10 protein-coding genes are annotated in these 11,849 nt (G+C 65.2%); 9 read left to right on the top strand and 1 reads right to left on the bottom strand.

The features are described from left to right. Positions 1-167: 167 nt before the first annotated feature. The 4 genes from BLW78_RS30260 to BLW78_RS30245 all read left to right on the top strand — a co-directional run bounded on the left by BLW78_RS30260 (position 168) and on the right by BLW78_RS30245 (position 3,862). Positions 168-695 (top strand): P-loop nucleotide/nucleoside kinase family protein, encoded by a 528-nt coding sequence (locus BLW78_RS30260; RefSeq protein ID WP_091683996.1) that lies wholly within the window; start codon positions 168-170, stop codon positions 693-695. Positions 696-1,206: 511 nt separating this feature from the next. Further along, a complete protein-coding gene (locus BLW78_RS30255; protein ID WP_091683994.1) occupies positions 1,207-2,379 on the top strand; it encodes a zinc-dependent alcohol dehydrogenase in 1,173 nt (390 codons plus the stop codon). Positions 2,380-2,451: 72 nt separating this feature from the next. Further along, a complete protein-coding gene (locus BLW78_RS30250) occupies positions 2,452-3,057 on the top strand; it encodes a cyclase dehydrase (protein WP_091683991.1) in 606 nt (201 codons plus the stop codon). Positions 3,058-3,067: 10 nt separating this feature from the next. Next, the gene (locus tag BLW78_RS30245) at positions 3,068-3,862 is read left to right on the top strand and encodes a two pore domain potassium channel family protein (protein ID WP_244527116.1); all 795 of its coding nucleotides are present in this window, start codon (positions 3,068-3,070) and stop codon (positions 3,860-3,862) included. 675 nt (positions 3,863-4,537) lie between these two features. Here BLW78_RS30245 and BLW78_RS30240 read toward each other — a convergent pair. After that, positions 4,538-5,521 (bottom strand): LysR family transcriptional regulator, encoded by a 984-nt coding sequence (locus BLW78_RS30240; RefSeq protein ID WP_091683998.1) that lies wholly within the window; start codon positions 5,519-5,521, stop codon positions 4,538-4,540. 123 nt (positions 5,522-5,644) lie between these two features. Between BLW78_RS30240 and BLW78_RS30235 the strand changes: the two genes are divergently transcribed. From BLW78_RS30235 to BLW78_RS30215, 5 genes are read left to right on the top strand one after another with little or no spacing between them, the layout of a single operon-like run. Further along, a complete protein-coding gene (locus BLW78_RS30235; protein WP_091683989.1) occupies positions 5,645-6,670 on the top strand; it encodes a carbon-nitrogen hydrolase family protein in 1,026 nt (341 codons plus the stop codon). Positions 6,671-6,714: 44 nt separating this feature from the next. After that, on the top strand, positions 6,715-8,022 hold the full coding sequence (locus BLW78_RS30230) for an ABC transporter substrate-binding protein (protein WP_091683987.1): 1,308 nt from the start codon (positions 6,715-6,717) through the stop codon (positions 8,020-8,022). 10 nt (positions 8,023-8,032) lie between these two features. Further along, positions 8,033-8,908, top strand: coding sequence for a branched-chain amino acid ABC transporter permease (locus tag BLW78_RS30225; RefSeq protein ID WP_091683985.1), 876 nt, complete (start codon positions 8,033-8,035; stop codon positions 8,906-8,908). Further along, positions 8,908-10,797 carry a branched-chain amino acid ABC transporter ATP-binding protein/permease gene (locus tag BLW78_RS30220; RefSeq protein ID WP_091683983.1) on the top strand — a complete coding sequence of 630 codons (1,890 nt, stop codon included), beginning with the start codon at positions 8,908-8,910 and terminating at the stop codon, positions 10,795-10,797. The genes BLW78_RS30225 and BLW78_RS30220 overlap by 1 nt, the downstream gene beginning before the upstream one ends. Continuing rightward, on the top strand, positions 10,794-11,498 hold the full coding sequence (locus tag BLW78_RS30215; protein WP_091683981.1) for an ABC transporter ATP-binding protein: 705 nt from the start codon (positions 10,794-10,796) through the stop codon (positions 11,496-11,498). The genes BLW78_RS30220 and BLW78_RS30215 overlap by 4 nt, the downstream gene beginning before the upstream one ends. The last annotated feature ends 351 nt before the right edge of the window (positions 11,499-11,849 follow it).

The raw sequence follows: 11,849 nt of genomic DNA, 5'->3' as shown, positions 1-11,849 counted from the left end.
ACAGGCCGGACACAAGACTGCACCCGACCAACGCGTCAGAAGCTCAATTCGCCACTTGCAATGCGGGAGCCATCCACACAAGACGGCCTGCTACCGACCCGACGCAGTCGTTCACGATCAACCCGGCTAACCCTATAAGCGGACGTAGCAGAGCCCTGGAGGCCCGCATGCTCGTCGTCCTCGGCGGACTACCCGGCACAGGCAAGACGACCTTGGGGAAGGCCCTCGCGGTCAGGCGTTCCGCTGCCTACGTCCGTGTGGACGAGATCGAGCATGCGCTGACCCACCAAGCGAAGCTCGGCTCCGAGATCGGTGCGGCAGGTTACGTGGTGGCCTTCGCCGTTGCCGCATCGAACCTCAGGCTCGGCAGCTTGGTGATCGCCGACAGCGTCAATCCAGTCCCGGAGAGCCGAAAGGGCTGGCGGGACGTAGCGCACCGAGAGGACGCGCGCCTCCTTGAGATCGAGGTCATCTGTAGCGATGGGGTTGAGCATCGACGCCGCGTCGAGGCCAGAACCGCGGACATAGCCGGGTTCGAGCTTCCCTCTTGGTCGTCAGTCGTGGAACGCGACTACGTGCCGTGGACCTCGCCCAGGCTAGTGGTGGATACGGCCCTTCTCACGCGGGACGAGGCGGTCGCCGCGATCGAGGCCGCGATCGACGGATTATCCGGAGGGGCGCCCCCAACCTCCTGAGCGGCGGCCACCTTCTCCCGATGCGGACGGGCCGCTGCCGACCCAACCCGGTCGCGCCGACACCTATCGACGCTTCTCAAAAGCAGCCGTTCGTCAAATTTCCAGCGACTTCGGCTCGGGTTGCAACCGAACCTTGGCCTTTCGTCCCGAAGCAAACACTAAGCGTCCGGCCTGCGGCGGTCGATGCCGGTGGTCCAAGCCTGCGCTGAAGCAGACGTCGTGTGCACTTGCCCGGTCCGACAGGGCGTATCCGTTCGCGTCACCGGATTAGCTCGGCGGCTACCGGTCTTGTCCACCAGATAGTTTTGCCAAATCTGGTCGCCAACAATCTGTAGAACGATCGAAAATCATCATCGAATGAATTATTGTCAAGGTTACACGTCGATACGGGTGTCATTGAGATTTTGCTTTTCGCGCTCATGGCATGAAACTTTTCAAGCTGAAGCCCGCTTCGGACGAGAAGATCTAACGCAGGGGAATGAAAAAGCTCATACATGTTAGGAGATGTTCCATGAAGGCGCTGGTTTGGCACGGCACTGAGGACATCCGCTGCGACACGGTTCCGGATCCCAAAATCGAGGATGATCGCGACGCGATCATCAAGGTCACCGCCTGCGCGATCTGCGGCTCGGACCTGCACCTCTACGACCACTTCATGCCCGGCATGGAGAAGGGCGACGTCATGGGCCACGAGTTCATGGGCGAAGTCGTCGAGACCGGCAAAGGCGTCAATGGCGCGCTCAAGAAAGGGGAGCGCATCGTCGTGCCGTTCACGATCATCTGTGGCGAGTGCGACCAGTGTAAGCGCGGCTACTTCTCCGTCTGCGAACGCTCGAACCGCAACAAGGACATCGCCGACAAAGCCTTCGGGCACACCACCGCGGGACTGTTCGGGTACACCCACCTCACGGGCGGGTACCAGGGCGGGCAGGCCGAGTACGTCCGCGTGCCGTTTGCCGACAAGACGCACATCAAGGTTCCGGAGAACCTGACCGACGAGCAGGTGCTGTTCCTCGGCGACATCTTCCCGACTGGCTGGCAGGCGGCTGTACAGGCCGATATCCAGCCGACCGATACGGTCGCGGTCTGGGGCGCTGGTCCGGTCGGGCAGATGACGATCCGATCGGCACTCCTGCTCGGTGCCAAGCAGGTGGTCTGCATCGACAGCGTGCCCGAGCGCCTGGAGATGACGCGCGCGGGTGGTGCGATCACCATCGACAATAGCCAGGAAAGCACGGTCGAGCGGCTGAACGAACTCACGGGCGGCAAGGGCCCAGAGAAGTGTATCGACGCCGTCGGTATGGAGGCGCATTCACCACGCGCGCTCGAACACGCCTACGACCGCGTCAAGCAGGCGGTGATGCTGGAGAGCGACCGCGCTTCAGTGCTGCGCGAGATGATCTATGTCTGCCGGCCCGCCGGCATCCTGTCGATCCCGGGCGTCTATGGCGGGCTCATCGACAAGGTGCCGATGGGAGCCCTCATGAACAAGGGTCTGACCATCCGCACGGGGCAGACCCACGTGAACCGATGGACCGATGACCTCGTCAAGCGCATCGACGACGGTCAGATCGACCCGTCCTTCGTCATCACCCATCGGGCCAAGCTCGATCAAGGTCCCGAGATGTACAAGACCTTCCGCGACAAGAAGGACAACTGCATCAAGGTCGTGCTCAGACCCTGAGTAGTTTCGCGGCCCGTCGAGCTATGGCGGGCCTGCTCACTTCGCCCTCCGTGCTCCAGCGAGGAAGTCAGCATGTCTGAGGCCATGTCTCAACGCCGCCGAAGCGGCGATCCCGATCGCTCCGAGTTGCCGAGCTATCTCGTTTCAGACCCGCGCCGCAGACCAGATCCCGCAACTCGGGAGCTTGCCCAAGGCTTAGGTTGGTTCTCGATTGGCCTCGGGGTGACCGAATTGGCGTGTGCAGGAGCCATCGCTCGATGGCTCGGAATGCCGCGCTCGGCTCCAGTCATCCGAGCCTACGGCGTGCGCGAACTCCTCCAAGGGGCCGGGATCCTGGGTGCAAGCGACCCGACCCCGTGGATCTCGGTACGCGTGGCCGGCGACGCGCTCGACATCGCCACGGTGCTGCCCGGGCTGGAGGGCCATAACCCGCGCAAGGACAACGTGCTGACCGCTCTTGTGGCTCTGGCCGGTGTTACCGCAATCGACGTGATCTGTGCGCGGAGCCTCTCGGAAGCCCCCCTCGCTCCGTCTGAGAGGGTCCGACGCGATTACCGCCGCCGCAGCGGCTTCCGCCGTCGTGCCGAGGCGATGCGGGGCGCGGCACGCGGCTTCAAACCGCCGCCCGACATCATCGGCCCAGAAGCGATGCGTCCTTGGACCCTAACGAACGCCTGAGGTCGGAAGGATGTCTGGCCTGATCCTGCCCGTCCTCGAACAGGCATCGGGCGTGCTCGTCATGAGCCTCGTCCTCGCCGACATCTTCCTGACGGTCCTCTACGCGCGCATCGGGACAGGTCTGATCGCGGACAGGATCGCCCATCTCACTTGGGCGATCTTCCGCGCCGCCGCCGATGCGGCCGGGCAGAAGCGGGGCGCCGTGCTGTCCTTCTGCGGCCCGGTCATCCTCATCGTCTACGTCCTGCTCTGGGCCTTGGGGCTTACCCTCGGAGCCGGCCTGATCATCCACCCCGCGCTCGGTGTGGCGGTTCGGGCGAGCAGTGGCGAGACGCCGGCCGACTTCATGACCGCCCTCTACGCGGGCGGCAGCAGCATGGCGATCGTGGGGGCCAGCGACTTCAAGCCGGTCACCGATAGCTACCGCATCCTCTATCTTGTAAACTCCCTCGTCGGCATGTCGGCGACGTCGCTGGTCCTGACCTACGTGATGCAGGTCTACAGCGCCCTCCGGCAACGCAATGCCCTCGGGCTGAAGCTGCATCTCCTGACGGGTGAGAGCGCCGATGCGGCCGAGTTGCTGGCGCGGCTCGGGCCACAGGGACAGTTTAGTTCAGGCTACACCCATCTGGCCGATCTGGCGGCGTCCTTGTCCGAGATGAAGGAGGCGCATCACTTCTATCCCGTGCTGTTCTACTTTCGCTTCCGTCAGCCCTTTTATTCGGTCTCGGCACAAGTCTTCGTCGCCCTCGACACGGTGTCGCTGATCCGCAGCGGGATCGGAGGCCGACAGGCGCATGGCTGAAGGAGGCTGCCGCCGTCGACGCAATCTGGCGCGTCGCCATGCTGCTCGTGGTCACGCTTGAAACGACATTCTTACCCGGAGATATGCCCACGCCAGCGGACGTCAGCAGAGCCGAGAGCGAGGCGTGGCGCACCCGCTTTGCAGAAGCTGTTAGGCAACTCTCTACAGCTGGGATCGAGGCGATGCCCAACGAGGCAGGCGCCGAGATTTATGTCGCGCAACGGGCACGATGGCAGCCACACATCGCGCGACTGGCACCCTCGATGGCGTACCACATCGACGAACTGAGACCCGGCGGAGACAATCGCCGATGATATGTTCTCTCCCTGTAAGCGCGCGTGGACGATGTCCGCTTCGATGCATCCGCCGTCCAGAAGCGGACGGGCGGAAAACCACCCATCTGAGACGTGCAGGCAAGCGAAACGTGGCAGCAGATGGCCGAAAACCGTCGGTCCGCTTTTGGGAGTAGCTGCCGGGAAGCAGACAGCCTCCTATCGACACACCTTGGCCACAGGAAACGATTGGTGCGGTTCCCCAAAGGGACATTTGCACTAGAATGGAATTCAGATCGCAGAAGGAAGGTCGAACAAAACGGTAGTATACTAATTATCCACCTGAATGAATTCTATAAATATCAATCAACCAACAATTATTGATATTTTTCAGCAAAAATAATCAACCGGCCTGGGCGAGTTCGGGCCAGTCCTTCGAAGATATTGCGGACCCTGAAACCGAGACCGATTGCGAAAGCCGAAGACCAACCTGCAGCGAGGGGTCGGAGCGGAACAGGGTTTTCAGGAACGCCGAGACTGCCCTAATGCGGGGCGAGAATTGCAGGTCGGTGTGGACGTTAAGCCAGAGATCTCGGGTCGTCGACAAGTCATCGTGCATTACAGGGACCAGGAGGTCACGTCCAGCAACCGCGAAGCTTGGGAGAAGGACAATGCCGAGCCCGCCGGCCGCCGCCTGTTTCTGGGCGATCATGCTTGTCGAATGAAACACAGTACGCCGGTTCACAATGATCTCGTCGAGCCAACGCACGCAATCGACCTGCACGAGATCCTCGACGTAGGTGACGAAGGCGTGGCGCTCCAGATCCTTGATGGATCGCGGTATTCCCGCCTGGTCGAGGTAGCCCGGTGAGGCGTAGAGCCCAAGCCGGAAGCGGCCGATCCGCTCTGAGACGAGCCCCTGCCCCGGTGGCTTGAAGAAGCTCAGGAAGAGGTCTGCCTCCCGGCGGTTCACATAGACCGTCTGGGGTGAGGTCAGCAGCTCGACGGTGAGGTCGGGATGCGTCTCGTGCAACTGCAAGAACCGCTCCGCGAGGTAGAGCGAGGCGATACCCTCCATCGTCGCGAGCCGGACGCGGCCTCCGGCCTGTCCCGAGCCGGGGGTGACTTCTTCCTCCATAGCGATGATGGCGCTCTCGACCCGCTCGGCATGGCGGAGCAGGCGTTGGCCGGCCTCACTCAGCCGAAGGCCTGACGGCACGCGCTCGAACAGGGAGACGCCGAGCGCGGATTCCAAATGGGCGAGGCGGCGGCTGACCGTCGATTGATCAACCCGTAGCCTCTTGGCGGCCCCCGCGAGGCTGCCCCCACGGGCGGCATGGACGAAGACCTTCAGGTCATCCCAGTCGAGCTGAGCGAGGGCGCGCATGGTCTCTTGCACCGCAAGACTCGCGCCACCTCGGCGGCTTGGGATGCGTGCAAGGGCGCTTGCGGATTTGTCCGCTTCAAGCGGCGGCGCGGGTGCCTAAGCTCGGCCTCGAAAGGGCCAACCATGCATCCCCGTTTCAAGGCAGCCGCGATCCATGCCGCACCGGTCTTCCTCGACGCGAGGGCGACCACGGACAAGGCGGTCTCGCTCATCCACGAGGCGGCCAGGGCCGGCGCGGCCCTCGTAGCCTTTCCGGAAACCTTCATCCCGGCCTTCCCGGTCTGGGCCGCCCTCGCGGCGCCGATCGACAACCACGACCTGTTCGCGCGCATGGCCGACCAGTCGGTCCTGATCGAGGGGCCGGAGATCGCCCGCATCCGCGAGGCCGCGAAGGCGGCGGGCGTCGTCGTCTCCCTCGGCCTCAGCGAGCGCTCGCCCGTCAGCGTCGCCTGCCTGTGGAACAGCAACCTGCTGATCGGCGAGACTGGCGAGATCCTGAACCACCACCGCAAGCTCGTCCCGACCTTCTACGAGAAGCTGATCTGGGCGGCGGGCGACGGGGCCGGGCTAAAGGTCGTGGAGACGGCGATCGGGCGGATCGGCCAGCTCATCTGTGGCGAGAATACCAACCCGCTCGCTCGCTACAGCCTGATGGCCCAGGGCGAGCAGTTTCACATCTCGTCCTGGCCGCCGGTCTGGCCGACGCGCCGTCCGGCGGGCGGTGGCAACTACGACAACCTCGCGGCCAACCGGCTCCGGGCGGGCGCCCATTGCTTCGAGGCCAAGGTCTTCGGCCTCGTCACCGCTAGCGTGCTCGACCGCAGGGCCTTCGACATCATCGCCGCCTGCGATCCCCGCGCCGCGGACGTGCTGGAAGGGACGCCGCGCGCGGCCTCGTTCTTCCTCGATCCGACCGGCGCACAGATCGGCGAGGCGCTGCAAGAGGAGGGGATCCTCTATGCCGACATCGATCTCGCTTCCTGCATCGAGCCGAAGCAGTTCCATGACGTGGTCGGCTACTACAACCGCTTCGACGTGTTCGATCTGACGGTGAACCGCCGCCGCCTCGCGCCCGCGACCTTCCGCGATCCTGATTTCTCGCCTTCGACCATACCCCTCCCCGCCGCGCTTCCCGGCGACGGCGCGTGACTTGCTGAGCTTCCTTCCGACCCCCCTTTCAGCGGAGATCCGCCATGCTGTTCGACCGTCGCAAGCTGCTCCTCGGGGGCGCCGCCGGGCTGATGCTGCCGGGCTTGGCCCGGGCGCAATCGCCCGCCGGGATCGGCACCTTCCCGGATGGCGTCGGCGCGGATTCCGTTTTCGTAGGCCTGAACATGCCGTTGACCGGGGTCTTCTCGGGTGATGGCAACGACCTGAAGCTCGGCTACGAACTCGCCATCGCGCAGATTAATGCGGGCGGCGAGATCCCGGCCGCCTGGGGCCTCAAGCGCAAGGGCGTTCTCGGGCGCCAGATCCGGTACAAGGTCGCCGACACTGAGGGGAAGCCCAACGTCGCGGTGCAGGCGGCGACGCAGTTTATCCAGCGCGACAAGGCGATTCAGTTCTCGGGCTCGGTGAGCAGTTCGGAAGCGATCGCTCTCGAAGAACTCGCGAGTCGCGACAAGGTCCTCTACATGGTCGGCATCGCCGGCTCGAACGACGTCACCGGCAAGAATTGCCAGCGTTATGGCTTCCGCTCGCAGCAGAACGCCTACATGGCTGCCAAGGCGCTGGCTCCGGTGGTCGCCAAAGCGCTCGGTCCGAAGCGCAAGATGGCTTTCCTGGTGCCGGACTACACCTACGGCCAGACGGTCTATGACTCCTTCGCTAAATTCGCCAAGGAATCGGGCTGGACGCAGGTGCTGAAGGAGACGGTGCCCTTGGGCACCGCCGATTACAGCTCGGCGCTGCTCAACATCGCCAATAGCGGCGCCGACGTCTTCGTGAACATCTGCTTCGGGGCCGATGCGGTGGCCTCGACCAAGCAGGCCGAGCAATTCGGCGTCCTGTCGAGCATGAAGCTCGTGGTGCCGAACCTGTCCTCCTTCCAGGACAAGGAATTGGGCGCCGAGCTGATGCAGGACGTCTACGGCTCTTGTGATTTCTGGTGGACGCTGGAGGACCGCTACCCGCTGGCCAAGACGTTCGTGGCGAGTTTCCTGGAGAAGAACAAGTATCACCCGCGCTGGGGTGCGCATATCGCCTACATGCAGACCTATCTCTGGGCGCTCACGGTAGAGCGCGTCGGCGGGTTCAATCCCGTGGACATGATCAAGGCGATGGAGGCCTCGAAGAGCCAGCCTTACGACTCGACCATCGGCAAGGTCTACTACCGCGCCGAGGACCATCAGATGGTCCGCCCGATCCCGATCCTGAAGGGCAAGGCGCCCGGCGCGATGAAGGGCCCGGAGGATTTCTACGAGGTCGTGGACGTGGTCGAGGGCGAGAGCGTGATGAACCCGCCCGACCTGTTCGGCTGCAAGCTCGGCTCCTACACCTGAGGAGGCCAACATGCCGAGCACGGCGGTTCTCCTCTCCCAGGCCTTCAACGGCCTCGCCCTCGGAAGCCTGCTGGCGCTCGTATCCAGCGGCCTCACCATCATTCTGGGCACGCTCGGCGTGCTCAACTTCGCCCACGGCGCGCTGTTCGCCGTGGGCGCCTACACCGCCTTCGTGATGATGTCGGCGACGCATTCCTTCCTGCTCGCCCTGCTCGGTGGCTGTGCGGTCATGCTGATCATCGGCTTCGCCATGGAGCGGCTGGTGATCCGCCACTTCTACGCGCGGCCCGACGAGGACCAGATCCTCGTCACCTACGGCATCGGCATCGTGCTCGTGGAGGCGCTGCGCGCGTGGTTCGGCGGGAACAGCCAGCGCGTGCCGGTGCCCTCCTGGGGCGTCGGGGCGACGAAACTCGGATTCCTCGTCTACCCGACATACCGGCTCCAACTGATCGGCATCGTCGCGGCGCTTCTTCTGGCCCTCTACCTCGTCCTGTACCGCACGGCGATCGGCCTCTTGGTGCGGGCGGGGATCGAGAATGCCGGCATGGTCGGCATCCTTGGCATCGACGTGCGTCGCACCTTCCTCCTCGTCTTCGCCATCGGCATCGTCGCCGTGGGGCTCGCGGGAATGCTCTACGCCCCCGTCGTCTCGGTGACGCCCGACATGGGCGCGACCTTCATGGTGCAATCCTTCGTGGTCATCGTGCTGGGCGGGCTGGGCTCGTTCCCCGGCGCGGTGGTAGGCGGGCTCATCGCAGGCGAGATCATCAGCCTGACGAGCGCCTTCAGCTCCGCCTATTCGGAGGTGATGCTCTACGGCCTGATGGCCCTCGTGCTCGTGGCCCGCCCGCAGGGCCTGTTCGGCACGGAGGGCCGCGTGTGATGCTTTCTGCCCTGCGCCGCATCCTCCCCGAACTGGCGCTCGCCGCCTTCCTCCTGGCCGCCCCCGTCCTGCTTCCGCCGCTCGGCTTCTCGCACGATCTGCTGTCGCGCGCGCTCAACTGGGCGCTGTTCGGCCTCGGGCTCGACATCCTATTCGGACTCGCGGGCCTCCTCTCCTTCGGGCAAGCCGCCTTCTACGGCACGGGCGGTTTCGTCGCCGCCACTCTCCTCGTCTCCGGCACAGTGGGGAGCGTCTGGCTCGCCCTCCTGGCCGGGACGCTAGCCGCAGGGCTGTTCGGCCTCCTCGTCGGCTGGCTCGCCGTGCGGCGCATTGGCATCTACTTCGCCATGATCACCCTGGCCTTCGGCCAGATGGCCTATTTCATCCAGAACTCACCGCTCTCCGATTGGACCGGCGGTGAGAACGGCATCGCCGGGGTGCCCCTGCCCACGATCGGCTTCGGGGCGAGCGCGACGCGCTTCACCGCCGGGCTGCCGATGTATGCGCTGCTGGCGGCCACCTTCCTCATCGGCTTCGTCCTGGCCCGCCGTATCGCGAAATCCCCCGTGGGATTGATCCTGCGGGCGGTGAAGGAAAACACCGCCCGCGTGGCGATGCTCGGCCACGACGTCCCGGCCTACAAGCTCGCCGCCTTCACGATCGCCGCCCTCTATGCCGGCCTCGCCGGGGCGATGCTCGGGCCGTTCCAGAGCTACATGCCGCCCGACGCCTTCGCCCTGGAGACCTCGGGGCAACTCGTGGTGCAGACCATCGTCGGTGGCGTCGGCACGCTGGTCGGGCCGCTCGTCGGCGCGGCCCTCTGGCTCTGGCTGCGTGACAACCTGCAACTCATCCCCGGCCTCGGCCCCCTGTGGAAGCTCGTCCTGGGCCTCGCCTTCATCGGCCTCGTGATCGGCCTGCGCCGGGGCATCTGCGGGGAAATCCTGCACCTCTGGCACCGCCGCCGGGAGGCCCGCCGCCTGCACGTGGAACTCGCCCGGACCGAGGCGATCGAGGCCACGGGCGAAGCGCCGGTCCGGGCCATCCCGGCCGAGATCGCCCTGCCGATGCCGCGCCCGGACGTCGATGGACGCAGTGCCCATGGCGAAATCGCCCTGGAGGCGCGCGGGCTGGCCCGCCACTACGGCGGCCTGAAGGCGGTAGACGGGGTGAGCTTCACCGTACGCCGGGGTTCGATCCACGCGGTCATCGGGCCGAACGGGGCGGGCAAGAGCACCCTGTTCAAGATGCTCTCCGACGAGGTGAGCCCCAGCGCGGGCGAGGTGCTGCTGTTCGGAGAGCGGCTAACCGGTGGCGGGGTGAGCCGGGCGGCCCAGCGAGGCGTCGCGAAGAGCAACCAGCTCAACCAGCTCTTTCTCAACTTGTCGGTGCGGGAGAACCTGCGGGTCGCCGCGCTGGCACGGGCGCGGGGCCGCTTCCGCCTCGATCTCCTCGCCCCCGCCGAGGGCCGCCCCGAGGTGGAGGCTCAGATCGCGACGCTGATGGACCTCCTCGATCTCGGCGCACGTGCCAACACACCGGCGAGCGTCCTGGCCTATGGCGAGAAGCGGCGCCTCGAAATTGGCATGGCGCTGGCCACCAGCCCGAACGTCCTGCTCCTCGATGAGCCGCTGGCGGGCATGAGCCTTTCGGAACGGGCGGCGACCTGCGCCCTGATCCGGCGCATCGCGAAGGCCTGCACAGTCGTCGTGGTGGAGCACGACCTCGACGCGATCTTCGAGCTGGCCGAGCGAATCACCGTCCTCTGCGAAGGCCGACTGCTGGCCGATGGCCCCGCTGACAGCGTCCGCCGGGACGCCGCCGTGCAGCGGGCCTATCTCGGGGCCGGACCCGCTGAGGCCGATGCCATTGTCGGGAGCGCCGCATGAGCCTGCTCGAAGTCGAGGGCATCGATACCCTCTATGGGGATTCGCACGTCCTGTTCGGCGTTTCCCTGCGGGTCGAGGAAAACGAGGTGGTGGCTCTGCTCGGCCGCAACGGCGCGGGTAAGACCACGACCTTGCGCACCCTCATGGGCGTGCTGAGCCCCCGGCGCGGCGCGATCCGGCTGGACGGGAAGCCGATCCATGGGCTTCCCCCCTCGAAGATCGCCCGGGTGGGCATGCAACTCGTGCCCGAGGAGCGGGCGGTGTTCGGCGGACTGACCGTCGAGGAGAACCTGCGCGTCGCGCGGCTGACCGCGCCGAAGGCCTGGCCCATCGACCGGATCTGGGATGTCTTCCCTCGGCTGAAGGAGCGACGCACCTCGCGGGGGCGAACCCTTTCAGGGGGCGAGCAGCAGATGCTCTCGATCGCCCGCGCCTTGATCCGCGACCCCCGCATCCTGCTCCTCGACGAGCCCTTCGAGGGGCTGGCCCCCCTGATCGTGCAGGATCTGGTCGAGTTGACGAAGCGTCTTGCCCAGGAAGGGCGCACGATCGTCGTGGTCGAGCAGAACGTCGCGGCGGTCCTGAGCTTCGCCGACCGGGTCTACGGCTTCAACAACGGCCATGTCGTCTATGAGGGACAGGCCTCAGCTCTCCGGACCGATCCCGCTCCGATGCGAGATTTCATGGGCTTGGCGCCGTGAGCAAGACCACAGACACCGGCTCAATGCGGCTGCTTACATCGAGCCATCATCACTTCGGTTCGGTCAACCTGATAGGTGTTTGACTTAAATTTTGAGGTCGGCTCTTGTCGAATTTTGCGCGAAAGAAGACCGGCGGCAATCCACCCATCTGAGACGTTCAGGCGGGCGCTTCGTGGTGGCAGATGCTGGCCGATTGCAGCCTGTCCTGTGTGGATGGCTCCCGCATTGCAAGTGGCGAATAGAGCTTCTGACGCGTTGGTCGGGTGCAGTCTTGTGTCCGGCCTGTCGATGCAGTCGTTCATGTTGACCGCTGGCCCTGATGGTATCCGCGAGCTGGGTCCCACTCTGCTT

Source organism: Methylobacterium sp. 275MFSha3.1 (assembly GCF_900108435.1).
Classification (GTDB): domain Bacteria; phylum Pseudomonadota; class Alphaproteobacteria; order Rhizobiales; family Beijerinckiaceae; genus Methylobacterium.
This window is presented reverse-complemented; position numbering and strand designations above follow the sequence as displayed.